The sequence below is a fragment of the Embleya sp. NBC_00896 genome (genome assembly GCF_045207785.1).
Classification (GTDB): Bacteria; Actinomycetota; Actinomycetes; order Streptomycetales; family Streptomycetaceae; genus Embleya.
The window spans coordinates 1,135,782-1,160,334 of record NZ_CP108777.1; the positions used below are offsets into that span (position 1 = coordinate 1,135,782).

Here is a 24,553-nt window from a genome sequence, read left to right on the forward strand (position 1 = left end):
GCGAAGCAAGTCACCCGTTCGGGCCGCCGCCCAGGTCCACGAAGTGGTTGTCGTGGCGCAGGAAGAATTGCGCCCGCTCCTTGTCGGTGAGATGCGCGAGCTCCGCCACTCCCTCGAAGTACGCCTCGCGCGGCGCGCCGGGCGCGAACTGGAGCAGCATCGAGGCCGGCTCCCCCGACTCGTTCCGAAACGCGTGCTGCCCGCCGACCGGCACGTAGAGGAAGTCCCCTGGCTGGGCGTCGATCCAGGTCTTCCCGTCGAAGAGCCGGACCGTCCCCGACAGCACGAAGAACGATTCGGAGATGGTCCGATGAAAGTGCGTGGCCGGCCCGCTGGGCTCGGCCCCCATGTCGACCCGGTACAGCCCGAACTCGCCGTCCGTGGACGCGGTCGTCGCGAGGTAGTGGAAGCTCGTGGTCGCCGTCGTCAGCTCGGGCACGCTGTCGGCGGGCCGGAACCGGGCGCTGACCTCGCCCCCGTCACCGTGATAGCGGATCTCGGGGTAGGGCGGGTACGACATGACGCGGACTCCTCGGTGTGCGCGAACGGTGCGGTTCCCGGACCGTACGGGAAGCGGTGCGGAAAGAACTCCCCGGGACCGATGAGTTTCCGGTGGGCGTGGAGTCGAAGCGTGTGACGGTCGGAATTCCACGAAGGGCGCGGACCATGAAGATCAGCCTCACCACCTTTCTCACCCTCGACGGTGTCTATCAGGCCCCGGGCGGCCCGGACGAGGACAGCAGCGGCGGATTCGAGCGCGGCGGTTGGTCGGTGCCGTACGGGGACGAGGACTTCGGCCGCTTCATGGTCGAGGTCTTCGATCGGGCGGACGCCTTCCTGCTCGGGCGCAAGACCTACGAAATCTTCGCGGGTTACTGGCCCAAGGTGACCGACGCCGACGACCCGATCGCCTCGCGGCTCAACACCCTGCCCAAGTACGTCGCCACCGACACGCTCACCTCGCTCGACTGGCAGGGAAGCCGGCCGATCGGCGGCAACCTCGTCGAGGAGCTCACCGCCCTGAAGCGGCAGAGCGGCCGCGAACTGCAGATCCACGGGAGCGGCGCGCTGGCCGGGTCGCTGCTGGGACACGGCCTGATCGACACGATCCACCTGTTGACCTTCCCGGTCGCCGTCGGCACGGGCAAGAAGCTTTTCCGCCCGGACGCGGAGCCGAGCGCGTACACCCTGTCCGCTTCGCGCACCACCGGCACGGGCGTCGTGATCAGTTCCTACGAGTTCCAGGGCAGCCCCACCTACGGCACCTACGGGCTCCCCGAGGACGCGTAGCCCTCGCATCGGATCCGGTCGCCGGCACGGCCGGCACGTCGCACGGGCCCGGCCGAATTCCTGACATTGCGTCAAGAGACCTACGGCAGCGGTCGATCCGGGTCGAAGGCGAGGTCGGGGAGACGGGCTCCGGTGGTCGGGGTGACGCCCTGCCAGGTCTCGACCTCGGCCTCGGCCCAGGCCGCCCAGCGGGCCGCCGCCTCCGCCTGTTCGAGGAAGAGGCGGGTGATCAGCGAGATCACCGGGAGTCGGTCGGGGAAGGGGCCGCCGTCCTCGCGGTACTCGTCCGCTCGGGCCAGGACCTTGGCTCGGCGGTCCTCGGCGTCGGCGCGCAGCGCGGCCAACGTCGCGCGCAGGTCCGCGAGTTCGCCCTGGTCGGCGCAGGCGACGCGAAGCAGGTCGCTCTCCCGGGTGTCGGGTTCCGGGTTGCGGCGGGCCAGCCAGTCGGCGAGCCGGTCGCGGCCGGCCGGGGTGATGGAGCTGTTCCACATGTCGATGTGAGACCGCCGGCCGGGCGGCAGCCGACCTGTCCCCCGTTTCGGGACAGGCGCTTCCGGCTCGGCCGGCTTGCGAGGCCGGCGCGGCCGTCAGGCCCGGCCGGCGATCGCGGCCTGCGGTCCCGCCGCCGCGTACAGGACTTCGCGCAGTCCCGGCAGTGCCTCTCGGTCCGCGCGCCAGACCAGGCGCAGGTTGAGGACCGGCGCGTCGAGGGCGAGTCGCACGAGGGTGCCCGCGGCGAGTTGCCCGTCGACCGCGAAGTCGGGCAACAGGGCGACCCCAAGGCCGTGTTCGGCCCACGAGCGCATCACCGCGACACCACCCGCGCGGACCCGCTCCATGTCCGGGCCGAACAGCAGGTCGCCGGCCAGCCGGAACGTACAGGCCGCCGTGTTGACCAGGAGCTTGTCCCCGCTCAGGTCGTGCCGGGTGAGTCCGGGGCGGTCGGCGAGCGGGTGGTCGGGGGCGGCGACCAGGGCCAGCGGTACCGGCTCCAGGTCGACGAAGTCCAGCGGCGTCGGCGGTGGCGCGAAGCCGAGTTCGCCCAGGCCGCCACCGGTGTCCAGGAGCAGCACGGCGTCGAGGTCCCCGGCCGCGGCCGCGTCCAGGAGCCGCCTGCGCTCGGCCTCGGCACGCACCTCCACGCGCAGGTCGGGGCGACGCGCGCCGAGCCGGGCCAGGACCCCGGGCACATGCGTGGCGGCGATCGTCTCCAGCGCGCCCAGGCGCAGCACCGGGGCCGCGCCGGCGACCTCGCGGCGGGCCTGTTCGGCCTGGTCGAGCAGACGTCGCGCCCAGTCCCGCATCCGCTCGCCCGCGGGGGTGAGCGTCATCCCCCTCGGGCCGCGGTCGAACAGCGCGACCCCGACGGACCGCTCCAGGACGCGCAGTTGCTCGGACACCGACGAGGGCGCCATGTCGAGCGCGTTCGCGGCGGCGGTGACGGTCCCGTTGCGGGTGATCGCCTCGAAGGTGCGCAGTTGTCGCAGTTCCATGGCCGGGCAACTCCGCTGGGGCGTTCGGATATTCCGATGGGTGCGTACGGCGGAGCCGGTCGAGCCGGTCGGGCCCCGCCCGCACAGTGGTTCTCCGTACCTCGCTCCCCCTGGAGAACCCCTGATGACCACGCTCGATCCCACCCTGCCCGCACCACCGGTCGTGGCGGGCCGCGCGCGCACCCGCGCGCTGCTGGGCATCTCGCTCGGCTACTTCATGGTGCTGCTCGACATGACCGTGCTGTCGGTCGCCGAGCCGGACCTGGCCCGGTCCCTGGGCAGTTCGGTGGCCGGCCTGCAGTGGGCCGTGTCCGGCTACACCGTCGTGTTCGGCGCGCTGCTGCTGACGGCGGGGGCGGTGGCCGACCGCTTCGGCGCGCACCGGTCCTTCCGGGTGGGCATCACCGCGTTCGGCGTCGGGTCGCTGCTCTGCGCGTGGGCCCCGGATCTGTGGACCCTGGTGGCGCTGCGCGGATTCCTCGGCGTGGCGGCCGCGGCATGCGTACCCGCGTCGATGGCGATCATCACGGTCGTGTACCCGGTTCCCGCCGAGCGGGCCAAGGCGGTCGCCGTTTGGGCCGCGCTCAGCGGGGCCGCGCTCGCGGTCGGGCCGATCGCCGGCGGCCTGCTGGTCGACCTGTTCGACTGGCGCGCGATCTTCCTGATCAACGTGCCGATCGCCGCCGCGACGCTGGCGCTGACGGCGGGGCGCACGGTGGTCTGCCCGCGAGGCGAGCGCGCAATCGACTGGACGTCGCAGGTCGCGGCGTGCGCGGCGCTGGCCCTGGGGACCGACGCGCTGATCGCGGCGGGCTCCGGGACGGCGACGCACGCGGCCTGGTCGGCCGGCGGCACACTGGTCGCCGGGCTCGTGTTCGTCGGATCGGAACGGCGCAGCGCCAGTCCCGTCCTGCAGCCGGCCATCCTGCGCTCGCGCGGCACGATGGCCGCGCTGTTCGCGGGCGCGGCGGTCAACTTCACCATGGCGGGCGTCCTGTTCGTCCTTCCGCTCCTGTTCCGCCGGACGCTGGAGCTGACCCCGCTGGAGACCGGCCTCGCGTTCCTGCCGATGACGCTCCCGTTCGCCTTCAACCCGCTGCTGACCGGGCGGATCGTGGCCAGGTCCGGCGCGCGCCTGCCGATGATCACCGGGCTGGCGCTGCTGAGCGCGGGCGGTCTGGTCTTCACGGTGGCGGTGCTGACCGGATCGGCGTACCCGATGCCGGCGATCGGCCTGGTGTGCACCGGCTTCGGTGTCTCGTTCGCGCTGCCCGCGCTGGTCACCACCGTCATCACGACGGCCCCCGAGGGCACCGCCGGGGCGGCGGGCGGCCTGCTCAACGCGGTGCGGCAGATCGGCGCCACGATCGGCGTGGCCGCGATGGGCGCCTTCGTGACGGTCGGCGCGGCGGGCGACTCGCACGACCTGGCGTACGCGCTGCTGCTCCCGACCATCGTGTGCGCGATCGCCGGTGTCGCCGTCGCGGTGTCGTCGCGGCGTTCCCGGGTACTGGTGAGCGCGACCGGTTTCGACGGCGACCGGGCCGCCGCGATGCCGGGCGCGCGGCGCTGAGCCCTCGGGGATCGCGAGATCGCGAGATCGCGGGGAACACGCCCGCGCCGCGCTTGACCGGCCGGTCGGCGGAGACCTAACCTCCGATTCCGGAAAGCGCTTTCCTGATAGGCGGAAGGGACGAGGACAGTGACCGCACCCGAGCATCCGCAATGGGCGTTCAGCACGCTCGGCGCCCCCGGTCGGCCCGTCCACGAGCACATCGTCCGCGCCCTGCGACACGGCTGTACGGGCCTCGAACTGCGCGTCCACCCCGACGAACACGTGCACTTGGACCTGCCGGACCACGAGCGCCGGGCGGTCCGCGACCGGATCGCCGACGCCGGGCTCGCCATCCCGTGCCTGGCCGGATACGCGGGCATCTGCGCGCCGACGCCCGACCGGACCGTGCTGGCCGCGATCCGTCGCCTGCTCGACCTGGCGCACGACCTGGACGCGTCGGCGATCCGAGTCTTCCCCGGCGGCACCGGCGAGGGCGACGCCGAGCGGGCCGAACGCAGACTGGCCGCGCTGCTCCCGCACGTGGCCGGAAGCGGCGTCACCCTGCTCGTGGAGACCCACGACTCGCACCCCACCGGCGCCGCGGTCGCGTCCCTGATCCGACCGTTCGCCGGCCCGGTCGCGGCGATCTGGGACGCACTGCACCCATGGCGCCACGGCGAGCGGCCCGCCGACACGGCGACCGCGCTCGCCGGCCTGCTCGGCTACGTCCAGATCAAGGACGCGGTATCCGCGACCGACACCACGCCGGTCCCGCTGGGCACCGGATCCGTGCCCCTGACGGCGATCGGCACGACCCTGCGCGAGCACGCGTGGCGCGGATGGGTGTCGCTGGAGTGGGAGCGCGCCTGGTACCCGAACGTGGCCCCCCTCGACGGCGTACTCCCGGGCGCAGCCGAGTGGGTGACGCAATACGGCTCCGCGCCCGCGCCGCAGTAGGGGCACGGCAAGGACGCGCCAAGGCCATGCCCGACCGGCTACTGAGTCACCGTCAGGGCGCCGAGGCGGCCGTCGACCACCTCCAGGGCCTGGTCCGCGTGGACCAGATGGCTGTGGTCGTGCGTGACCATGACGGTCGCGGTTCCGCTCGCGTGCGTCAACTCGGCGATGAGGGACACGATCGCAGCGCCGCGTTCGTGATCGAGCGCGCTGGTGGGTTCGTCGATCAGGAGCACGCTCGGCTCGTTCATCAGCGCTCGCGCGATGTTCACGCGTTGTCTTTGCCCGCCCGAGAGTTGGTGTGGTCGCCGGTCGGCGCGATCGGCGACGCCGACTCGTTCCAGCAGATCGAGCGCGCGGGCGCGGGCCTTGACCGGGCTGCGTCGGTCGATGTGCGCCATCACCTGGAGTTGCTCCACACACGTCAACGACGCGAGCAGGTTGGGCTGTTGGAACACGATTCCGATCGTGGTCCGGCGCAGCCGCGCGCGAGCGGCGGCGGACAGCGCCGCGGCGTCGTGTCCGGCGATCAGCACGCGGCCCCGGTCGGGCGTGCTGAGTGTCGCGGCGACCGCGAGCAGGCTCGACTTGCCCGACCCGGACGGGCCGACCACGGCGCTGAGGGTGCCGGGGGACGCGGTGAGCGAGACGCGGTCGAGGGCGGTCAGGCGGGCGTCGCCGTCCGGGTAGGTGAGGGTCACATCGCTCAATACGAGACCGTGCGTGGTCATCGGTTGCCTCCCAGGGCGGTGTGCGGGTCGACGGAGGTGACGCGGCGGATCGCGAGCCCGGCGCCGACCATGCCGAGCAGGATGAGCACGGCGGCCGGGTACACCGTGGTCGTGACGTCCAGCACGAACGGCACCCCGCCCGGCGCGACCACGCCGAACAGCGCCGTGGCCCCGATCCCCACCCCGGTGCCCACGAGCAACACCACGAGGGCCTGCGCGAGCGCGTCGCGCAACAGATAGCCGGTCGGCGCGCCGAGCGCCTTGAGTACCGCGACGTCCGCCGCGCGCTGGATCGTCCACACGGTGAAGAACGCCCCGACCACGAGCGCCGAGATCGCGAACAGGAATCCGCGCATGAGTTGGAGCGACCCGTTCTCGGCGGTGAACGAGCCGATCGCGCCGCGGGCGTCGTCGAGCGTCTTGCTGCGGGTGCCGGCCGCGTGGTCGGCGGCCCGGAGGTCGGCCCGGTCGGTCCCGTCGAGGTCCAGTGCGATCACGGTCGCGCGCGGTCCCTCCCGCGGCGACCCCGAGCCCAACGGCTGCCAGTCGGCGAGCGTGGTCCAGGCGACGGGCGCGTGGCTGTACGACGAGCCGGACACGACGGCCGCGACCGTGAACGGTGTGCCGGTGCCGACGGTGAGCGTCGCACCGGCCCGTACGCCCAACTCGTCGGCGAGCTCGCGGGACAGCACGACGGATCCGGGGACGAGCGCCCCGGGCGCGAGCGGGCCACCGGGTTCGACTCCGAACGCGGCTGCGGCAGCCGTACGGTCCCCGGCCCCGAGCCGGGTCATCGAGATGCCCAGCGGCGCGGCCGAACGCACCCCCGGCTGCTCGGCCCAGCGCCGCCACTGCCCTTGGTCCACGGACGAGTCCGCGAACGAGACGCCCTGTCCGGGCGCGGGAGCGGCGAAGGCGAGCCGGTCGGCGGGCAGCTCGTCGATCGCCGACGTGTTGGCCCGCCCCAGCCCTACGGTCAGCCCCGACACGAGACCGACAAGGGCGGTGAGCAGCACGATCGTGACGATCATCAGGGCGAACCGGCCCCGGGCGAACACGAGGTCTCGCAGAGCGACGAACACGGCGGGTGGAGGCTCCTCGGGGAGATGGCTTGCTTCGGTCTGGTGTGTGGTCTCCTCTACTGTGTCGGCCGCCGCGCGATGTGCCATCGATCGCACGAGTCGTTTCGCGGTATCGAAGGATGCGGGTCGCGCTCAACCTTTTGATCGATGGGGACCGGGTCGCCACCGTTTAGGCTTGGTCCGGTTATGTACCCCACTGTCCTGACCCCGGTCCTGCGCGCGCTGCGCGTGTGTATGCACGCCCTGGTGGCGCTGCTCCTTACTCTCGCGGCCCTGCGCGCGCTCGTCGGTGCCGACCTCGCCGGTCCGCGGTCGACGCTGATCGTGGCCGCGGTGGTGGTGATGGGCGGGGTGTACGCGGTCGGCAACCTGATGCCGACGGTGGGACCCTCGCGGCGTGCCTCGGTGGTGTGGCTGGGGTGTCTGACCGCGTCCTGGATCGGGCTGTCCGCGCTGACCGCCGAGGGGGTCTGGCTCGCCTTCCCGCTGTTCTTCCTGTTCCCGCACCTGTTGCCGCTGCGGGTGGCGTTGCCGTCGGTCGCGGCGCTGACCGTCGTCGCGGTCGGGGGCTACGCGGCGCACGAGGGCGGGCTCGCGCCGGGAATGGTGCTCGGCCCGGTCCTGGGCGCGGCGGTCGCGGTCGCCACGGTGCTCGGCTACCAGGCGCTGTACCGCGAGAACGACGAGCGGCGCCGACTGGTGGAGGACGTCGTCGCGGCGCGTACCTCGCTCGCCGCCGCCGAGCGACACGCGGGGGTACTCGCCGAGCGCGAGCGGTTGGCGCGCGAGATCCACGACACGCTCGCACAGGGGTTCAGCAGCATCCAGTTGCTGCTGCGTGCGGCGGAACGGGCGCTGCCCGAGGATCCGGCGAACGCGGATCGGCACGTGCGGCTGGCCCGGGTGACCGCGACCGACAGCCTGGCCGAGGCGCGGCGGTTCGTCCGGGCGCTCGCGCCGGCGGAGTTGGACAGTTCGTCGTTGGAGGCCGCGCTGGAGCGGTTGTGCGCGCGGACGGCCGCCGAGGCCGGCTTGGACGTGCGGTTTCGCAGCACGGGCGCGGTGGTGGAGCTGCCGACGGCCTTCGAGGTGGCGTTGCTGCGGATCGCCCAGTCGGCACTGGGCAACACCGTTCGGCACGCCGCGGCGACCCGGGTCGAGGTGACGCTGAGCCACATGGACGCCTCGGTGACGCTCGACGTCGTGGACGACGGGCGCGGCTTCGACCCGGTGACGCCGCCCGCGCGCACCGGCTCGTCGGGCACGGGCTTCGGGTTGGCGGCGATGCGGACGCGGGCGGCGGAACTCGGTGGGGCACTGACCCTGGAGGCGGCGCCGGGGCAGGGGACGGCGGTCGCGGCCACGTTTCCGGTGGCGGCGGGGGTGGGACGGTGAGCGGGGGCTCGGGTGTGGACGGGACGGGTGTGGGCGGTGGTGCAGGTGTGGGTGGTGCGGTGATTCGCCTGTTGTTGGCCGACGACCATCCCGTCGTGCGGGCCGGGCTGCGGGCGGTGTTGGCGGCCGAGCCGGACTTCGCCGTCGTGGGTGAGGCGGACACCGCCGAGCGCGCGGTCGAGTTGGCCCGGAGGCTGGAGCCGGACGTGGTCCTGATGGACCTTCGCTTCGGGCCGGGCGGGATGCACGGGAACGAGGCCACGGCGGCCATCGCCGCTCTGCCGGACGCACCGCACGTCCTCGTGCTGACCACGTACGACACCGACGCGGACATCCTGGCCGCGGTCGAATCGGGCGCGCTGGGCTATCTGTTGAAGGACGCCCCGCCGGAGGACCTGGCGGCGGCAGTGCGTACGGCCGCCGCCGGCGAGTCGGCCCTGGCCCCGCGCATCGCGGGCCGGCTGATGAGCAGGCTGCGGGACCCGCTCCCGACCCTGAGCCGACGCGAGACCGAGGTCCTGGAACTGGTCGCGGACGGGCTGTCCAACCAACAGATCAGCAAGGCCCTGTTCCTGAGCCAGGCCACGGTCAAGTCCCACCTGGTCCACATCTACGCGAAACTCGCCGTCGACTCGCGCACGGCGGCGGTCGCGACGGCGACCACCCGGGGGCTCCTGCGGCGTCGGTGAGGCTTGGGGTGGCGGGACGACCGATCTGCCGGTGGACGTCGTCGCCGCCCGGGTCGGCTCGCCTCCGCGGTCAATCCGCAGCGCCGTTTCCGCGCCCTCGTCGGAACCATGCCCGGGGCGTATCAACGCACCTTCGGCGAGTCACGGGTCGGCCGTTCGGGCGTCCTCGGCCGGTCGGGCGGCGGCCCCGGGCCGAATCGCGAGGCGCCCGATCAGCCCGACGCCGCCGGGTGTGACTCGGCGACCGAGCGCGACAGCGCGCGCAGCGCCCGGCGGCCCCGGTCGTCGTCGGGATCCGGCGGCTGGTGGATCGTGATCCGCTGCCCGCCCTCCAGCCACAGCACCTCGAACGCGAGCGTGATGTCGCCGAGCAGCGGATGCCGGTAGCGCTCCTGATCGGCGCGCCGGTGGCCGACGTCGTAACGGTTCCAGGGGGCCACGAACTCCGGGCTGCCGGCCTTGAGTTCGTCGACCAGTGCGACCAGGTCCGATACCTGCGGGTCGGCGGCGAGGAGTGCGTGCAACTCGGCGGTGGTGCCGAGCGCGGCCCGTTCCCAGTCGACGAAGAGCTCGCGCGCCGCCGGGTGCAGGAACAGGTAGCGGATGGTGTTGCGCCGCTCCGGTTCCCAGTCGGCGAGGCCCGGGAAGAGCGCGAGCGCCTCGGGGTTGATCGCCAGGATGTCGCCGGTGCGGGTGAGCAGGTAGGCCGGCCAGGGCCGCACGCGCTCCAACAGCGCGGCGATCCCCGGCCGCACCTCGCGGTCCGCGCGCACGTCCGGGGCCGGCACCCGCTCGGCCGCGTGGTTGGCCAGCGCGTACAGGTGCGCGTGCTCCTCGTCGTTCAGCCGCAACGCCGCCGCGATCCTGTCCAGGACCGCGCCACCTGGGTTGGTCTCCCGGCCCTGTTCGAGGCGCGTGTAGTACTGGATGCTCAGGCCGGCCAGCGCGGCCAACTCCTCGCGACGCAGCCCCTGGGTACGACGCAGCCCGGTCCCGACCGGCAACCCCACCTCGCCCGGTTGCAGGCGGGCGCGGCGGGCCAGCAGGAACTCTCCCAGCGGATGAGGCGTCGTCACCCTTCGATTGTCACAAATCGATGGTCACAAATGGGGTGTCCGGGTGCCGGTGTCCGGGGTGCCTGTCCCCGGCACTGACAGGCACCCGATACAGCCATCCACGAGTTCGCCGCGACCCCACGGCGGTCGGAAGGCTTGCGAAATCACCATCCGTCTCACGGTCCCGTTTGCCGTCTCGGCAACAACCTTTGTCAAGACCGCGATGGAGGCGGACCATCTCCCCTGGGGCGGGGAAGTGCCGGGCTCGGCCGGGCCGGGCCTCACCACCTCCCACCACCTCACGCACCGCCCGAAACCCTATGGAGGACACACCGATGACGGATGACAAGCCCTCGGAAGAGCAGTTCTGGGACGACCGCTACCGCGAGAGCGACCGGATCTGGAGCGGGAACCCCAACACCGTGATGGTCCGTGAGGTCACCGACCTCAAGCCCGGCCGGGCTCTGGATCTGGGCTGCGGCGAGGGCGCCGACGCGGTCTGGCTGGCCCGGCAGGGCTGGCAGGTCGTCGCCACCGACATCTCCCGGGTCGCCCTCGACCGGGCGGCCCGGCACGCGGAGGCGGAAGGCGTCGCCGACCGCGTCGACTGGCAGCGGCACGACCTGGGCGCGTCCTTCCCGACCGGTAGCTTCGATCTCGTTTCGGCGCAGTTCCTGCACTCCCGCGGCGAACTGCCCCGCGAGCGGATCCTGCGCACCGCCGCCGCGGCCGTCGCCCCCGGCGGCGTGCTGCTGATCGTCGGACACGCGGGCTTCCCCGCCTGGGAGCCCAACCCCCACGACCACGTGCGCTTCCCGACTCCGGCGGAGAACCTCGAGGCCCTCGACCTCCCGGACGAGCAGTGGGAAGTGCTGCTCAGCGACGAACACGAGCGGACCCAGAACGGCCCCGACGGCAAGCCGACCACGCGTACGGACTACGCCCTCAAGCTGCGGCGCCTGGAGGTCTGACTCCTCGCCGGGGCGCGCGGGGAACGTCGTGAGCCGGTGCCGCCGTTCACGGATGGGCGGCCCGGCCACGGGCATGCTCGACGAACGACGAGTCGGGGGAGCCGGGATGGACGCGCAGCGGCGGGTCGAGGCGATGCTGGGACGACTGGTCGACGAGGGACGGGAGATCGGCCTTCAGGTCGCGGCTTACCTGGACGGGGAGTTGGTGATCGACGCCTGGGCCGGGTCGGCCGATCCCGGGCGCGGGCGGGCGGTCGACGGCGACACCCTCTTGCATCTCTTCTCGGCCGGCAAGGGTGTCACCGCGACGGCCGTACACGTACTCGCCGAGCGCGGGGTACTGGCCTACGACACCCCGATCGCCGAGTACTGGCCGGAGTTCGGGACGCGCGGCAAGGAGCGGATCACGGTACGCCACGCGCTCACGCACAGCGCGGGCGTGCCGCACCTGCCGGCGGGCACCTCCCTGCTCGACCTGTGCGACTGGGACCGGACGTGCGCGATGATCGCGGATCTCGAACCGGTCCGGGGGCCGGGCTCAACGTCGGGCTACCACGGGTTCACCTTCGGGTGGTTGCTCGGCGAGGTCGTGCGGCGCGCCGACGGCCGGCCCTTCAAGCAGGTGGTCCGGGACGAGGTCACGGGTCCGCTGGGTATCGCCGATTCGTTGGCCCCGATGGTGGATGCGGCGATGGCCCCGAGAATGGCGGTGCACGCCGACGACGGTACCGGGGTCTCGACGGCGCCGCTGTCCACGGCGCTGGAGACGTCCCCGTATCCCTACTCGACCGGGCCCAACGACCCGCGGTTCCAACGCGCCTGCATGCCCGCGGGCGTGAACGGCAGCGCCCGCGGCTTGGCCAGGATGTACGCGGCTCTCGCCAACGGCGGCGAACTGGACGGCGTCCGGCTGCTGTCCCCCAAGAGCGTGGCCGCGGCGTCCGCGACCGCCGTCGACGGGGTGGACCCGATCCTGGGACGACCGGTCACGCGCGCCCTCGGCTATGCACTCGGCGAACCCGGCTCACCGATGGCACACCGGTCCGCGTTCGGCCACCAGGGCACCGGCGGCGCGATCGGATTCGCCGACCCGACCCGAAACTTCGCCTTCGCCCTGACCAAGAACAACCTCACCCACGACAACTCCGCCACCGGCACCGCAAACATCATCACCAGGGAAGTCCGAACCACCCTCAACCTGTCGGAGCCTTCACACGACGAGCGACGCACTCCCAGCCCATCCGACACTTGAGCACAACAGACATTCGCCGCCCAATACGGCGCGTTCGTACAACTGCCTGGCCCGTTCGACGCGCTCGTACCCGCTCAAGCCCATCGCCCCCGTTCACCCAAACCCGCGGCGCGCCGAACACCCTTGCGCGCCCTCGACGAGCCGCGAGTCCAGTGCGGCGCCGCCGGGGCGGCGCCGACTTCAATCATCGGCCGCGTCGGTTCACGAGTCCGTGAGCACCCACAGTTCCCATACGCCGGCGGGCCTGCATTCGTAGGCGTGCACACCGTTCTCCAGATACCACTGGCCCCGCGCGTGACATCCGCCCTCGTCCGAGGACGGGAAGTCCTGCACATGGTGCCAACCGGGACCGGCAGCGGCCTGGCTCACCGCCACACCGGGAACCGCGAACAGCGCCGTCGCCGCGGCCATTACCGCGATCTTGTGCTTGACGTGCATGGTGTCTCCTCTCGCAACCATCGGCTACGACACCAGCGTCCCGCCCGAAATCCCTGAGGGCTTCCTCCCAGGGAAGGCATCCCCGGTACAGCAAAATAAGTACACCCCACCCCAAACGGCCTAATACCACGAACCCGACCAATGCAGCCCGTCCGGCGCTTGAGGACGCCCTTCTCAGCCCGGCCACCGAACGAGAGTCACTGGTACATCCAGGGTCTCTCGCCCAGCGCACGCACCGGGCTTGTCCTGCCGGACCAAGAGACAGCCGACTCGGACATCTGGGACTAATCTCCTGCCCACCCCAACCGGGCGGCAAAGTCGCGGCGTTCGATCGGGTGCAAACCACTCGACAGCAGGACCCGTGACACAAGCAAGGCCCGGAGCACGCCCCCAATCACGGGAGCGCGCTCCGGGCCCTTCTGTGTTTACTTCGGAGATTCGTGATTGTTGTCCGCACCGGCGCCAATGTACTGTCACGGTATGAGGCTGAATCCTGATGAAGCATGCCTGCGCTTCTGTGAATCCCGTGTAGCCCGTTTGGCCACCGTGTCAGCTTCCGGAGAGCCGCACATGGTCCCCATCACATTCGCATCGGATGGGAGCATGTTGTATTTCGCCGTCGACCACAAGCCAAAGACTTCATCCAATCTACGTCGACTGCGTAATATTCGGGAGAATAATCGAGTATCGATTCTTGTCGACCAATACGCTGACGATTGGTCTGAACTCTGGTGGGTCCGCGCCGACGGACACGCGGAGATTTGGGAGAACGACTTGCACCGCGCCGCACCTGTTGCCTTGCTGAGGGAGAAATATCCACAGTATCGAGAAATTGCACCCGCGGGCCCCGTGGTTGCCGTCACCATTCTTGGCCTGACCGGCTGGTCCTTCGCCGAGTGAGGCCACCGGCGCGATGGCATAGCCTTGCTTGCATAGCCAAGTGGAGGTGACGTTGTGATGCCCGATCGGGATGCCCCGCTGTTCCGAAGAATCGCCGATGACCTGCGCGCATCGATCCTGTCCGGTGAACTTTCTCCCGGTGCGCGGCTGCCTTCCGAGAACGACCTCAAGGACCGGTACGGGACAACCCGTGTCACGGTGCGCAAATCACTCGCGTTGCTCAAAGCCGATGGGCTTCTGATCAGCAACCAAGGCAAAGGAGTTTTCGTTCGCCCGCGCCCGAACGTGCAGGTTCTCACGACCGGCGCCAACTTCCGGCGCCGTCGAGACACGGGGGTCGCGAACTACAACTCCGAGGCTATTGCGCAGGGGTTCCGTGCGGAACAAAAGATCCTTGCCGTGGAGATCATCCCGGTACCGGCCGAGATTGCTGAGCGTCTGGGAGTCGAGGCGGGCGCTCCCGTCATCATTCGCCGTCGCCGATTTTTCGTGAACGGCGAGCCGATGCAAAACGTGGATGGCTACTATCCTGCCGATCGATTCGCCGGAACCGCTGTCGCTGAATCTCCTCGGATTCGTGGCGGCGTCAGTCGATTGATCGAAGATCCCGAAGGACCGATCAGGCAACGGATCGTTCAGTTCGTCGAAGACCTGGTCATCCGGATGCCGACTCCGGAGGAAACGGAAGAACTCGCGATTCCGCCGGGCGTGCCGCTGGCACGGGTGTTCCGGAGCGCGCACGTCGCCTCCGGTGAGGTCGTGGAAGTCCTGGACTCGCGAGTCCCGTGCGACCGTCACGTCTTCCGATACGTGATGGACGTCCCCTGAAAGTTGATCTTGAGACGCCGGTCCCAGACTCGGAACATCGTCTTGCATATCCAAGTCATGAAGCCTACGGTGATGATGACTTGGATATGCAAGTTGCTCTGTCCGGGAAGGGGCGCCGATGCGCGAGACAAGCTCTGATCACGGCAACGTGCCCTGCCGAGCGGCTATTTTGCCGCGCCTTGAACTGCCCCGGTGTCGGTCTCGATCGCGCGTGGTCCCGGCGCCGGGGCGCATGGTCGTGAAGGGAGTGGCATGACGAAGTCGGCGCATCCGCCCGGCGTGCTGCGGACGTTGAGCCCGGATCAGTACGCCATTCGGGGATGGATCATCCGCCGTGTCCGTGCCCGGTATCCCCGACTGGTTTCCCGGCGGACTCCTCTTGGCAAGGGCGGTTGTCGTGAGCTGTGAAGCAGGCTTCGTTGTCGGTCCGGACGGGATCGCGGCCCCGGTCGTCGTGGCGCGTGAACTGCCCCCGCGTGGACGCCCTTTGCCGCTGCGGTACGCCGTTGGTGATTGGGTCGCCCCGCGCCCCTGCGTAGGCCGCGACACCTACCCCGCCGGACGGGTCGAACGGGCCGAGGATTCCGCCGGGCTCGACAACGACCAGGTGGTCATGGTGCTTCCACCGGGCGGCATGCCGTACATGCTGAAGGCCTCCGAGTTGTACCGGGTCAAGCCGCCGCGCTGACCCCCACGTTCGCCCCGCCCGGATGCTCGGGGAAGAACATCGGGCGGGGTCCGCACCATCCGAGCACTACCGACACGAGAGGTAGGGCACATGGCACGGAAAGAAGTACCGCCCTGCAAGAGCAAGCCCCCGAAGCCGGGTAGCCCCGCGATCCGGCGCGCCGAGACCATCACCGGCGGCCGATCCGACTGTGATCACGACTTTTGGCACTACAACGGCGCCGACCGCTGCAAGCACTGCGGAGCGGTACGAACCAGGTAGGTAGTAACGGGACCGACCCCGTGACCGATGAAAGGACGACATGAAACAGCAGTCGTGGACCGATCTCCCGGACGGGGTCCGGTCCGCTGTCGAGTCGGTCACGGGGCCGGTACTCGAATCCGAGGACATCACCACCTGGCACGGCTCCACATCGTTCGTGGCCACGCTCACGACCGGTACCGGGCAGGTGTTCGTCAAAGGCGCGCCGACCGACGACGCCGAAGCGGCAGAACAGCGCCGGCGGGAAACCCTGGTCGCCCCGATCGTGGCCCGGTTTGCCGCGCCCTTGATCGGACACGTCGCCGAGGACGGGTGGACCCTGCTTCTGTTCGGCCACATCAAGGGAGGTGCGGCCGACCTATCGCCCGGAAGCAAAGACCTCGGGTCTCTCGCCGCAACGCTGCGAGAGATTCAGCAGATCCGCCCGCCGCACGGCCTTGAACTGCCTTCGGTCGCCGACCAGTGGGCGGAACACCTGAACGGCGACCAACGATCGTTGCTTACCGGCAACCACCTGCTTCACAACGACCTTGTCCCGTCCAACGTGATGCTTCGGCACGCCGGGTACACCACACAGGCCGTGTTGGTCGACTGGGGCCGCGCCGTGCTCGGGCCCGCGTGGGCGGAGTACGCCGGGCTGTACATGTGGCTGCTGTTCAGCGGACACAACCCGGCGCAGGCATGCTCATGGCTGACTCAGTTCCCGGCGTGGCGAATGGCAAGCCGAGCGGGCATGCGCGCCTACGTGGCCGGGGCAACCGCCGAATGCGCGGACAACCCCGAACATGTCGCACGTTGGATGTCGCTGCTCAATCAGTGACGGCCCGGCCGTGACCCACAAATGAGCTTGTTCCGGTGCAGGTGATCGAGTCCGGGCGTGGTGCGTCCGGCTGGACTCTGTGGGGTTGCCCTAAGCACGCCCCGGCGTTCCCGCCGCTTGCTCAGCCCGACGCCAAGGTCAACCCGCTGCCGCCGGCCACGCTCGCGTTCCAGCTCGGCCTAGCCCCGTCTGGCCACCGATGCCGGACGGGGCTCTCTCGGACCCATATGTTTAGTCACTCTCGTTCGGTCCGGCGCTTGAGGACACCCGCCCCAGCCCGTCCGGCGCTTGAGGACCCAGCCAAACGCCAACCCGTCAAGCCACCCCGGCGCTTGAGGACCGCACGACGAGCTCCGCGTCCAGGTCCAAACTCCGCGGCTCCACCGCCGGACCCGCCAGAATCATCCGCATCGCACCGGCGCCGATCTCGGCCAGCGGCAACCGCACGGTGGACAGCGCCGGATGCAGATCCACGGCGAACGGCAGGTCGTCGAATCCCACCACCGAGATCCGCTCGGGCACCCGCAGCCCCAGATCGTCCCGCAGCCCCGCCAACACCCCCGCCGCCATCACGTCGTTCAGCACCACGATCGCCGTCACCTCCGGCGCCCGCGCGAGCAACTCGCGAACCGCGACCCGCGCATCCTCGCGGGTGAAGCCACCGTCCACGATCTGCCCCGGCGGCAACGCCACGCCCAGCGACCGCAGTTGCCGGCGAGCACCGTCGAGACGATCCCGCACGGTGGTCAGCGCGCGTGGACCCGAGACGATCCCGAAGCGCCGATGACCCAGCTCGTACAGGTGCCGCACGGCAAGCGCGGCGCCGGCCCGGTTTCCGGGGCGCACCGTGTCCGCCGCGATGCCGTGCGCGCCCACGGACACCACATGGCCGCCGTCGGCGCGGTAGGCGTCCACCTCGACGGCCAGCCGCCGGGTGAACTCGCGGTCCGCGAAGCCGCTGCCGGCCAACACGATCGCGCGGGCACGCTGGGCGCGCAGGCGGGCGATGTAATCGAGTTCCAGCTCGGGGTCACGGAAGGTCGCGGCCAGCATGACCAGGAGGCCGTGCTCCCGGGCGACGCCCATCGCACCGGCGGCGATCGCGGCGAAATACGGGTCGGCGACATCGTGCACGACCACCCCGACCACCGCCGTCGTCGAGCGGGCCAGCGCCTGGGCGGGCGCGTTGGAGACGTACCTCAGCTCGCGGGCGGCGTCGAGCACGCGCCTGCGCAGTTCCTCACCCACGATCCGGGTGCCGTTGCTGCCGTGCAGGGCACGCGACGCGGTCGCGGAGGACACTCCGGCGCGCTCGGCCACCTGCTGCAGGGTGACCGGGCCCGCGGGACGGGTCGCGGGAGCCTCGGGGGTCGGAGTGGACATGGGCACAGAGTAGCGATTGGAAAGCGCATACCCAAGCATGCGCGCCTTCCCTCCTGCCAACCGCTACCACCGCCTGCCGAAAGCCCTGATCCCTTGACCCGACCCGAACATCGCTCTAACTTACGGGAAAGCGCTTTCCAGCTCTGGAAGCACGCACCGACGCAGACGCAGACCCACCCACCGCACCACCGGCACCGGCACCACCCGACCACCGCGTCCCCCGCCGCCCCCGGCACTCGGCCGCCCCGCCCCGTCCCCATCCCCGCCCCCGAAAGGCCCCCCATGACCACCCAAACCCTCGGCGTCGTGATGAACGGCGTCACCGGCCGGATGGGCTACCGCCAGCACCTGGTCCGCTCGGTCCTGGCCATCCGCGAGCAGGACGGCGTCGCGCTCGCCGACGGCACGCGCGTGCAGCTCGAACCGGTCCTGGTCGGCCGCGACGCCGACAAGCTGCGCGCGCTCGCCGAGCGGCACGGCCTCACCGCGTGGACCACCGACCTGGACACCGCGCTGTCCGACCCGGCCAACTCGGTCTACTTCGACGCGCAGGTGACCACCGCCCGCGAGCGGGCGATCCACGCGGCCATCGCGGCGGGCAAGCACGTGTACACCGAGAAGCCGACCGCGGAGACCCTCACGGGCGCGCTCGGCCTCGCGCGCGCCGCCGAGGCCGCCGGCATCAAGCACGGCGTCGTCCAGGACAAGCTGTTCCTGCCCGGCCTGCTCAAGCTGCGCCGGTTGATCGAGGGCGGCTTCTTCGGCCGGATCCTGTCGGTCCGCGGCGAGTTCGGCTATTGGGTCTTCGAGGGCGACTGGCAGCCCGCCCAGCGGCCGAGCTGGAACTACCGCGCGCAGGACGGCGGCGGGATCGTCGTGGACATGTTCTGCCACTGGTCGTACGTCCTGGAGAACCTCTTCGGTCGGGTCGAGGCGGTGACGGCCAAGGCCGTCACGCACATCCCCAGCCGCTGGGACGAACGCGGCGACGAATACCCGGCGACCGCCGACGACGCCGCCTACGGCATCTTCGAGCTCGCGGGCGGCGTCATCGCGCAGATCAACTCGTCGTGGACGGTTCGGGTGAACCGGGACGAACTGGTGGAGTTCCAGGTCGACGGCACCGAGGGCAGCGCCGTCGCGGGGCTGCGGCGCTGCCGCGTCCAGCACCGCTCGGCGACGCCGACGCCGGTGTGGAACCCGGATCTCCCGGTCACCGAGTCGTTCCGCGACCAGTGGCAGGAGGTGCCGGACAACGCGGGCGACGGCGGCTTCGACAACGGATTCAAGGTGCAGTGGGAGGACTTCGTCCGGCACGTGGTCGACGACGAGCCGTTCGCGTTCGACTTCTTCGCGGGCGCGCGGGGCGTACAGCTGGCCGAGTCCGGGCTGCGCTCGTCGGCCGAGGGTCGGCGCGTGGAGCTGACGCCGCTCGACGGGGCGCGCGCGTGACCGCCCGCCTGCTGCTGCCCACCGCGGCCGGCGGCCTGGAGCCCTACCAGCCGACCGGGACCTACCTCGGCGCGGCCCCGGGCGGCGCGGCCTTCCGCACCCGCACCGCGTACGCCGCCGCGCACGTGGTCGCCGACCCGCTCGGCGACAACACCCCCGGTCGGCCGGCCGCCGTGGACTGGGACGCCACGCTCGCGTTCCGACGCCACCTGTGGTCGCACGGGTTCGCGGTCGCGGACGCGATGGACACCGCGCAGCGGAACATGGGCCTGGACTGGTCGGCCACGACCGAGCTGATCCGGCGCGGCGCCGCGGAGGCGGCCGCGGTCGGCGATCCGTACGAGCTCATCGCGTGCGGCGCGGGTACCGACCACGCCGGGGTCGGCCTGACGATCGATCAGGTGATCGCGGCCTACACCGAGCAGGTCGCCGTGGTCGAGGAATCCGGCGCCAAGGTCGTGCTCATGGCGAGCCGTCAGCTGGCCGCGTCCGCGCGGGGTCCGCAGGACTACCGTCGGGTCTACGACACGCTGCTCGGCCAGGTGCGGCGGCCCGTGGTGCTGCACTGGCTGGGCGAGGTGTTCGATCCGGCACTCGCCGGCTACTGGGGTTCCTCGGACGTGGCCGCGGCGACCGAGGTGTTCCTCGACCTGGTGCGCACGCACGCGGACCGGGTGGACGGCGTGAAGGTCTCGCTGCTCGATCGCGAGCACGAGATCCGGCTGCGGGCCGAACTCCCGGTCGGCGTACGCCTGTACACCGGTGACGACTTCCACTACCCCGAGCTGATCCGGGGCGACGGGACGCACTTCAGTCACGCGCTGCTCGGCATCTTCGACGCGATCGCTCCGGTGGCGGCGGGCGCGCTGCGCGCCCTGGACGCGGGGGACCCGGCGACCTACGACGCGCTGCTCGCGCCTACGGTGCCGCTGTCTCGGCATCTGTTCGGCGCGCCCACCTACAACTACAAGACCGGCATCGTCTTCCTCGCCTGGCTGACCGGGCGTCAGGACGCCTTCGTCATGGTGGCCGGCGCCCAGTCGGCCCGCTCGATCCCGCACCTGGCCGAGGCGTATCGGCTCGCCGACGCGGCGGGTCTGCTGCCCGACGCCGATCTCGCGGCGGCCCGGATGCGGTCGCTGCTCGCGGTGGCAGGGGTGCGCGGATGAACGCGGTGGTGACGGGCGAGGCACGGGGCCGGCAGTGGCAGACGCGCGGGTGGTCATCACTCGCGAGGACGGGAGCATCGGCATGAGCACGACGGACGTACCGAGCGGCCGCCCCGCGAGTGTGCCGACACCGGCGCCGGAGGATCCGCGGCTCGCCCGGCTCTCGCTCAACCAGTGGACGACGCGCGAGTGGTCGTTGCCCGAGGCGGTCGAGGGCTGCGTGCGCGCCGGGTTGCCCGCGATCGGGTTGTGGCGGGACAAGGTCGCCGACACGGGCCTGGCCGAGTCGGCGAAGCTCGTGCGCGACGCCGGGCTGCGGGTCTCGTCGCTGTGCCGGGGCGGCTTCCTGACGGCGCGTGAGCCGGCGGCGCGGGTCGAGGCGATCGCGGACAACCGGCGCGCGATCGAGGAGGCGGCGGTGTTGGACGCGGCGTGCCTGGTCCTCGTGGTCGGTGGGCTGCCGACCGGCGACCGGGACCTGCCGGGTGCCCGGGAGCGGGTCGCCGAGGCACTGGCCGAATTGGCGCCGTTCGCGGGCGAGCACGGGGTACGGCTCGCGTTGGAACCGCTGCACCCGATGTACTGCGCCGACCGCGCGGTGCTGTCGACCCTCGACCAGGCGCTCGACCTCGCGGAGCCGCATCCGGTCGCCGAGGTGGGCGTGGTGGTCGACGCGTTCCACGTGTGGTGGGACCCGCGACTGCCGGCCGCGATCGCGCGGGCGGGCGAGCGGATCGCGTCGTTCCAGATCTGCGACTGGATCCTGCCGTTGCCCGCCGACAACCTGCTGGCCCGCGGCATGATGGGCGACGGCACGATCGATTTCCAGGCACTGGCCCGCATGGTCGAGGAAGCCGGCTACACCGGCGACATCGAGGTGGAAATCTTCAACGCGAGCGTCTGGACCGCCGAAGGCGACAACACGGTGGACACCCTGAAACGCCGCTACGTGTCGGAGGTCCTCGGCCACCCGCGGGCGCCCTGAGCGTCGACCAGGACCACCACCCGATCGGCCGCGACCGACGCCGCACTCCGGCCGGGACGCCGATGGCCCGACAACCAGAAAGGCTTTGCCGTGCGTGTGCTTTTTGCGCCCGACGCGTTCAAGGGGACCGTCGAGGCGGATCTGGCCGCCGAGGTGTTGGCCGCCGGGTGGCGGTCGGTGCGGCCCGGCGACGACGTTGTCCTGCTTCCCTTGGCCGATGGCGGGGAGGGGACGCTCGATGCCGTGGCGCGGGCCGTTCCCGGGTCGGTGCGGATGCCGGTGGCCGCCGCTCCCGGGCCGGACGGGCGGTCGGTGGACGCGGCGTGGTTGGCGCTGCCGGACGGCACGGGCGTGGTCGAGTTGGCCATCGTGTCGGGGCTGCCGCTACTCGAAGCGCCCGACCCCATGGGCGCGCACACCGCGGGGCTCGGCGTGGTGATCGCCGCCGCGTTGCGGGCCGGGGTGCGCGCGCTGGTGGTCGCGGTGGGCGGTTCGGCCTCCACGGACGGCGGGGCCGGTGCGCTGAGCGCGCTCGGGGCCCGCCTCCTGGCCGGCGACGGCGGCGAACTGCCGTACGGAGGAGGCGCGTTGGCCCGCCTCGCGAAGTTCGACCGAAGCGGGCTCACCGCTCCCCCGGCCGGGGGCGTCCAGATCCTCACCGACGTCACCAACCCGCTGCTCGGCCCCACCGGCGCCGCGCACGTCTTCGGCCCGCAGAAGGGCGCGACGACGCGCGAGATCGCCGACCTCGACGCGGGCCTCGCCCGGCTGGCCGCCGTCCTCGGGGCGACCCCGAGGCGCCCGGCGCGGGGGCCGCGGGCGGTACCGCGTACGGCCTCGCCGCCGTGTGGGGCGCCTCGATCGTGCCCGGCGCGGCCCGGGTGGCCGAGCTGGCGGGCCTGCCCACCGCGCTCGCCGGCGCGGATCTCGTGGTCACCGGCGAGGGCCGCTTCGACGCGACGTCCCTGCGCGGGAAGGTGGTGGGCACCGTCGTCGAGTTCGCCCACGAGCGGGCCGGCGTACCGGTGGCCCTGGTCGCCGGCGCGATCGCCGCCACGCTGCCGGCGGGCGTCGTCGCGCACGCCGACCTCACCCTGCTCGCGGGCTCGACCCGGGCGGCATCGGACGAGGCGGTGCGCTGGCTCGAGCGGGCCGGGGCCGCGCTGGCGACGCGCGCGCACGAGTTCGGCCGATCCTGACGCGAGCCGTGGCACCACGGGCCTCCCCGGTGCGCCGGCTCGGCGGTTCCCGGAGCCCGACTAGGCTGAGCGCACAATGAATCGTTTTTCTGCGCCTTCCGGCGAGTTCGAGCTCACCCGTCACCCCGAGGATCCGCGCGATCTGCTGCGCGCGTGGGACGCCGCCGACGCATACGTACTGCGGCACCTCGCCGGGCTCGACGGCGCCGAGCCGACGGACCTCTCCGGCAGCGTCGTCGTGGTGGGCGACCGGTGGGGCGCGCTGGTGACCGCGCTGGCCGAGTCCCGGCCGGTACAGATCAGCGACTCGTTCCTCGGCCAGGAGGCCACCCGCACGAACCTGGCCCGGAACGAGGCCGACCCGGATTGGGTGCGCCTGCTGTCCACCCAGGACGCGCCGCCGGAGCGGATCGACGTCCTGATCGTCCGGGTGCCGAAGAACCTGGCCCTCCTGGAGGACCAGCTGCACCGCCTCGCGCCGAGCGTGCACGCGGACACGGTGGTGATCGGCACCGGCATGGTCACCGAGATCCACACCTCCACGCTCAAGCTGTTCGAGCGGATCCTCGGCCCGACCAAGACGTCGCTCGCGGTACGCAAGGCCCGGCTGATCTTCTGTACGCCGGACCCGGCGCTCCCGCGCTTGCCGAGCCCGTGGCCGCGCAGCTACGCGCTGCCGCTCGACATCGGCGCGGCGTCCGGGGTGACCGTCACGAACCACGCGGGCATCTTCTGCGGCGACCGGCTCGACATCGGCACCCGCTTCCTGCTGCGCAACCTCCCCCGGCGCAGCGGTCGCGAGCGGGTCGTGGACCTGGGCTGCGGCAACGGCGTCGTGGGTACGGCGGCGGCGCTGGCCAACCCCGGCTCCGACGTGTTGTTCGTCGACGAGTCGCATCAGGCGGTGGCGTCGGCGCGGGCCACCTTCCGCGAGGCGCTCGGCCCGCGGGCGGCCGCCGACTTCGTGGTGGGCGACGGTCTGGAGGACGTCCCGGCCGAGAGCGTCGACCTGGTCCTGAACAACCCGCCGTTCCACACCCACCGGGCGACCACCGAGGCGATCTCGTGGCGGATGTTCGCCGGCTCCCGCGCGGCGTTGCGCTCCGGCGGCGAGCTGTGGGTGATCGGCAACCGGCACCTCGGGTACCACGTGAAGCTGCGCCGGCTCTTCGGCAACTGCGACATCGTCGCGAGCGACCCCAAGTTCGTCGTACTGCGGGCCGTGAAGAAGTAGAAGAAGAAGTAAAGGAAGCCGCGGAAGCGGTAGGCGAAACACCCCCGCCGCCCGACCCTCGGTCGGGCGGCGGGGTGGTTTCGGCGCGGTGCCCCGCTCAGCCGCCGCCGCGCTCCACGTGCACCAGCATCCGCTTGAGCAGCACGATCAGCGTGTCCTGGTCGGTCTCGGCCAGGGATCCGACGATGCCGATCTCCTCCACCGAGATCAGATTCATCGCGGCCACCCAGCGCGAGTGCCCCACCTCGGTGAGGCCGACGTCGACCCGCCGCCGGTCCTCGACGCCGCGGATCCGCTGGACCAGGCCGGACTTCTCCAGGGTGTCGAGCCGGCCGGTGATCCCCGCCGGCGACATCATCAGCTCGGCGGCCAGCTCGGACGGCGTGGCCTGCCATGGCCTGCCGCGCGAGGCGAGTCGGTGCAGCGTCTCGAACTCGAACTCCTGAAGGCCGACCTCGGCGAGGCACGGCCCCTTGGCCGCGCGGATGTGTTTTGTCAGCAACTGGATCCGGGAGACGATCCCCTCCACGCGCTCGTCGAAGGGCGCCTTGTCGCGCCAGCGCGCGATGTGCCGATCGACGGCGTCCTCGACCTCGTCGCCAATCCGGTTCTCGCCCCGGTTCTCGCCCGTGTCCGCGTTCTCGCCCTCGTCCGCGTTCTCGACCGGGTTTTCGATCGCGTCCCGTTCCTTGTCCACACCGTGCATCCGCTCATTATGCTACGCCA

At 71.5% G+C, this 24,553-nt stretch carries 24 protein-coding genes and 1 pseudogene; 16 read left to right on the top strand and 9 right to left on the bottom strand.

What is annotated here, in order from left to right; translation table 11 throughout:
* Positions 1–10 precede the first annotated feature (10 nt).
* Entirely contained in the window at positions 11–520 is a 510-nt protein-coding gene (locus OG928_RS38280; RefSeq protein ID WP_331766604.1) for a cupin domain-containing protein, read from the bottom strand.
* 146 nt (positions 521–666) lie between these two features.
* Here OG928_RS38280 and OG928_RS38285 point away from each other — a divergent pair, with 146 nt between their 5' ends.
* Positions 667–1,290 carry a dihydrofolate reductase family protein gene (locus OG928_RS38285; protein ID WP_331766605.1) on the top strand — a complete coding sequence of 208 codons (624 nt, stop codon included), beginning with the start codon at positions 667–669 and terminating at the stop codon, positions 1,288–1,290.
* Positions 1,291–1,370: 80 nt separating this feature from the next.
* Here the strand turns inward: OG928_RS38285 and OG928_RS38290 are convergent, their stop codons facing one another.
* The gene (locus OG928_RS38290; RefSeq protein ID WP_331766606.1) at positions 1,371–1,781 is read right to left on the bottom strand and encodes a hypothetical protein; all 411 of its coding nucleotides are present in this window, start codon (positions 1,779–1,781) and stop codon (positions 1,371–1,373) included.
* A 96-nt stretch (positions 1,782–1,877) separates the two neighbouring features.
* The gene (locus OG928_RS38295) at positions 1,878–2,783 is read right to left on the bottom strand and encodes a LysR family transcriptional regulator (protein WP_331766607.1); all 906 of its coding nucleotides are present in this window, start codon (positions 2,781–2,783) and stop codon (positions 1,878–1,880) included.
* Positions 2,784–2,907: 124 nt separating this feature from the next.
* On the opposite strand from OG928_RS38295, the gene OG928_RS38300 reads away from it, so the two are divergent.
* Both OG928_RS38300 and OG928_RS38305 read left to right on the top strand, forming a co-directional pair.
* Positions 2,908–4,356, top strand: coding sequence for an MFS transporter (locus tag OG928_RS38300; protein ID WP_331766608.1), 1,449 nt, complete (start codon positions 2,908–2,910; stop codon positions 4,354–4,356).
* Between the two features lie 129 nt (positions 4,357–4,485).
* Complete coding sequence (locus tag OG928_RS38305; RefSeq protein WP_331766609.1) at positions 4,486–5,295, top strand: sugar phosphate isomerase/epimerase family protein; 810 nt, start codon at positions 4,486–4,488, stop codon at positions 5,293–5,295.
* Positions 5,296–5,333: 38 nt separating this feature from the next.
* Here OG928_RS38305 and OG928_RS38310 read toward each other — a convergent pair whose 3' ends face one another.
* Both OG928_RS38310 and OG928_RS38315 read right to left on the bottom strand, forming a co-directional pair.
* Entirely contained in the window at positions 5,334–6,026 is a 693-nt protein-coding gene (locus OG928_RS38310; RefSeq protein ID WP_331766610.1) for an ABC transporter ATP-binding protein, read from the bottom strand.
* On the bottom strand, positions 6,023–7,108 hold the full coding sequence (locus OG928_RS38315) for an ABC transporter permease (RefSeq protein ID WP_331766611.1): 1,086 nt from the start codon (positions 7,106–7,108) through the stop codon (positions 6,023–6,025). Before OG928_RS38315 ends, OG928_RS38310 begins: the two co-directional genes overlap by 4 nt.
* A gap of 186 nt (positions 7,109–7,294) precedes the next feature.
* Here OG928_RS38315 and OG928_RS38320 point away from each other — a divergent pair, with 186 nt between their 5' ends.
* Both OG928_RS38320 and OG928_RS38325 read left to right on the top strand, forming a co-directional pair.
* On the top strand, positions 7,295–8,503 hold the full coding sequence (locus tag OG928_RS38320) for a sensor histidine kinase (protein ID WP_331766612.1): 1,209 nt from the start codon (positions 7,295–7,297) through the stop codon (positions 8,501–8,503).
* A 59-nt stretch (positions 8,504–8,562) separates the two neighbouring features.
* Positions 8,563–9,192 (top strand): response regulator transcription factor, encoded by a 630-nt coding sequence (locus tag OG928_RS38325; protein WP_331766613.1) that lies wholly within the window; start codon positions 8,563–8,565, stop codon positions 9,190–9,192.
* A gap of 212 nt (positions 9,193–9,404) precedes the next feature.
* Here the strand turns inward: OG928_RS38325 and OG928_RS38330 are convergent, their stop codons facing one another.
* The gene (locus OG928_RS38330) at positions 9,405–10,268 is read right to left on the bottom strand and encodes a helix-turn-helix domain-containing protein (protein ID WP_331766614.1); all 864 of its coding nucleotides are present in this window, start codon (positions 10,266–10,268) and stop codon (positions 9,405–9,407) included.
* A 314-nt stretch (positions 10,269–10,582) separates the two neighbouring features.
* On the opposite strand from OG928_RS38330, the gene OG928_RS38335 reads away from it, so the two are divergent.
* Together OG928_RS38335 and OG928_RS38340 are read left to right on the top strand one after the other, a co-directional pair.
* The gene (locus OG928_RS38335) at positions 10,583–11,218 is read left to right on the top strand and encodes a class I SAM-dependent methyltransferase (RefSeq protein WP_331766615.1); all 636 of its coding nucleotides are present in this window, start codon (positions 10,583–10,585) and stop codon (positions 11,216–11,218) included.
* Positions 11,219–11,324: 106 nt separating this feature from the next.
* Positions 11,325–12,470 carry a serine hydrolase domain-containing protein gene (locus tag OG928_RS38340; RefSeq protein ID WP_331766616.1) on the top strand — a complete coding sequence of 382 codons (1,146 nt, stop codon included), beginning with the start codon at positions 11,325–11,327 and terminating at the stop codon, positions 12,468–12,470.
* A 201-nt stretch (positions 12,471–12,671) separates the two neighbouring features.
* Here OG928_RS38340 and OG928_RS38345 read toward each other — a convergent pair whose 3' ends face one another.
* Positions 12,672–12,908 carry a hypothetical protein gene (locus OG928_RS38345; RefSeq protein WP_331766617.1) on the bottom strand — a complete coding sequence of 79 codons (237 nt, stop codon included), beginning with the start codon at positions 12,906–12,908 and terminating at the stop codon, positions 12,672–12,674.
* A 480-nt stretch (positions 12,909–13,388) separates the two neighbouring features.
* Between OG928_RS38345 and OG928_RS38350 the strand changes: the two genes are divergently transcribed.
* The 4 genes from OG928_RS38350 (at position 13,389) to OG928_RS38365 (ending at position 16,405) form a co-directional block, all read left to right on the top strand.
* Positions 13,389–13,808, top strand: coding sequence for a TIGR03668 family PPOX class F420-dependent oxidoreductase (locus OG928_RS38350; protein ID WP_331766618.1), 420 nt, complete (start codon positions 13,389–13,391; stop codon positions 13,806–13,808).
* 57 nt (positions 13,809–13,865) lie between these two features.
* Positions 13,866–14,636 carry a GntR family transcriptional regulator gene (locus tag OG928_RS38355; RefSeq protein WP_331766619.1) on the top strand — a complete coding sequence of 257 codons (771 nt, stop codon included), beginning with the start codon at positions 13,866–13,868 and terminating at the stop codon, positions 14,634–14,636.
* A 397-nt stretch (positions 14,637–15,033) separates the two neighbouring features.
* Entirely contained in the window at positions 15,034–15,324 is a 291-nt protein-coding gene (locus OG928_RS38360; RefSeq protein WP_331766620.1) for a hypothetical protein, read from the top strand.
* 418 nt (positions 15,325–15,742) lie between these two features.
* Entirely contained in the window at positions 15,743–16,405 is a 663-nt protein-coding gene (locus OG928_RS38365; protein WP_406291575.1) for a phosphotransferase family protein, read from the top strand.
* Between the two features lie 315 nt (positions 16,406–16,720).
* Here the strand turns inward: OG928_RS38365 and OG928_RS38370 are convergent, their stop codons facing one another.
* Positions 16,721–17,788 carry a LacI family DNA-binding transcriptional regulator gene (locus OG928_RS38370; protein WP_331766623.1) on the bottom strand — a complete coding sequence of 356 codons (1,068 nt, stop codon included), beginning with the start codon at positions 17,786–17,788 and terminating at the stop codon, positions 16,721–16,723.
* Between the two features lie 282 nt (positions 17,789–18,070).
* On the opposite strand from OG928_RS38370, the gene OG928_RS38375 reads away from it, so the two are divergent.
* From OG928_RS38375 to OG928_RS38395, 5 genes and pseudogenes are all read left to right on the top strand, one after another.
* Entirely contained in the window at positions 18,071–19,240 is a 1,170-nt protein-coding gene (locus OG928_RS38375) for a Gfo/Idh/MocA family oxidoreductase (RefSeq protein ID WP_331766624.1), read from the top strand.
* Positions 19,237–20,409 (top strand): dihydrodipicolinate synthase family protein, encoded by a 1,173-nt coding sequence (locus OG928_RS38380; protein WP_331766625.1) that lies wholly within the window; start codon positions 19,237–19,239, stop codon positions 20,407–20,409. Before OG928_RS38375 ends, OG928_RS38380 begins: the two co-directional genes overlap by 4 nt.
* An 82-nt stretch (positions 20,410–20,491) precedes the next feature.
* Entirely contained in the window at positions 20,492–21,394 is a 903-nt protein-coding gene (locus OG928_RS38385; RefSeq protein ID WP_331766626.1) for a sugar phosphate isomerase/epimerase, read from the top strand.
* 90 nt (positions 21,395–21,484) lie between these two features.
* Positions 21,485–22,593 (top strand): annotated as a pseudogene (locus tag OG928_RS38390) (glycerate kinase).
* A gap of 76 nt (positions 22,594–22,669) precedes the next feature.
* On the top strand, positions 22,670–23,827 hold the full coding sequence (locus OG928_RS38395) for a methyltransferase (protein WP_331766627.1): 1,158 nt from the start codon (positions 22,670–22,672) through the stop codon (positions 23,825–23,827).
* A 97-nt stretch (positions 23,828–23,924) separates the two neighbouring features.
* Here OG928_RS38395 and OG928_RS38400 read toward each other — a convergent pair whose 3' ends face one another.
* The gene (locus OG928_RS38400; protein WP_406291576.1) at positions 23,925–24,533 is read right to left on the bottom strand and encodes a MarR family winged helix-turn-helix transcriptional regulator; all 609 of its coding nucleotides are present in this window, start codon (positions 24,531–24,533) and stop codon (positions 23,925–23,927) included.
* Between the last annotated feature and the right edge of the window lie 20 nt (positions 24,534–24,553).

Excerpts from the sequence above, each read along its gene's own strand:
- OG928_RS38280 (WP_331766604.1), bottom strand. The coding sequence starts at position 520 with ATGTCGTACCCGCCCTACCCCGAGATCCGCTATCACGGTGACGGGGGC.
- OG928_RS38285 (WP_331766605.1), top strand. The coding sequence starts at position 667 with ATGAAGATCAGCCTCACCACCTTTCTCACCCTCGACGGTGTCTATCAG.
- OG928_RS38290 (WP_331766606.1), bottom strand. The coding sequence starts at position 1,781 with ATGTGGAACAGCTCCATCACCCCGGCCGGCCGCGACCGGCTCGCCGAC.
- OG928_RS38295 (WP_331766607.1), bottom strand. The coding sequence starts at position 2,783 with ATGGAACTGCGACAACTGCGCACCTTCGAGGCGATCACCCGCAACGGG.
- OG928_RS38300 (WP_331766608.1), top strand. The coding sequence starts at position 2,908 with ATGACCACGCTCGATCCCACCCTGCCCGCACCACCGGTCGTGGCGGGC.
- OG928_RS38310 (WP_331766610.1), bottom strand. The coding sequence starts at position 6,026 with ATGACCACGCACGGTCTCGTATTGAGCGATGTGACCCTCACCTACCCG.
- OG928_RS38320 (WP_331766612.1), top strand. The coding sequence starts at position 7,295 with ATGTACCCCACTGTCCTGACCCCGGTCCTGCGCGCGCTGCGCGTGTGT.
- OG928_RS38335 (WP_331766615.1), top strand. The coding sequence starts at position 10,583 with ATGACGGATGACAAGCCCTCGGAAGAGCAGTTCTGGGACGACCGCTAC.
- OG928_RS38340 (WP_331766616.1), top strand. The coding sequence starts at position 11,325 with ATGGACGCGCAGCGGCGGGTCGAGGCGATGCTGGGACGACTGGTCGAC.
- OG928_RS38345 (WP_331766617.1), bottom strand. The coding sequence starts at position 12,908 with ATGCACGTCAAGCACAAGATCGCGGTAATGGCCGCGGCGACGGCGCTG.
- OG928_RS38350 (WP_331766618.1), top strand. The coding sequence starts at position 13,389 with ATGAGGCTGAATCCTGATGAAGCATGCCTGCGCTTCTGTGAATCCCGT.
- OG928_RS38355 (WP_331766619.1), top strand. The coding sequence starts at position 13,866 with ATGCCCGATCGGGATGCCCCGCTGTTCCGAAGAATCGCCGATGACCTG.
- OG928_RS38370 (WP_331766623.1), bottom strand. The coding sequence starts at position 17,788 with ATGTCCACTCCGACCCCCGAGGCTCCCGCGACCCGTCCCGCGGGCCCG.
- OG928_RS38375 (WP_331766624.1), top strand. The coding sequence starts at position 18,071 with ATGACCACCCAAACCCTCGGCGTCGTGATGAACGGCGTCACCGGCCGG.
- OG928_RS38385 (WP_331766626.1), top strand. The coding sequence starts at position 20,492 with ATGAGCACGACGGACGTACCGAGCGGCCGCCCCGCGAGTGTGCCGACA.
- OG928_RS38395 (WP_331766627.1), top strand. The coding sequence starts at position 22,670 with ATGAATCGTTTTTCTGCGCCTTCCGGCGAGTTCGAGCTCACCCGTCAC.
- OG928_RS38400 (WP_406291576.1), bottom strand. The coding sequence starts at position 24,533 with ATGCACGGTGTGGACAAGGAACGGGACGCGATCGAAAACCCGGTCGAG.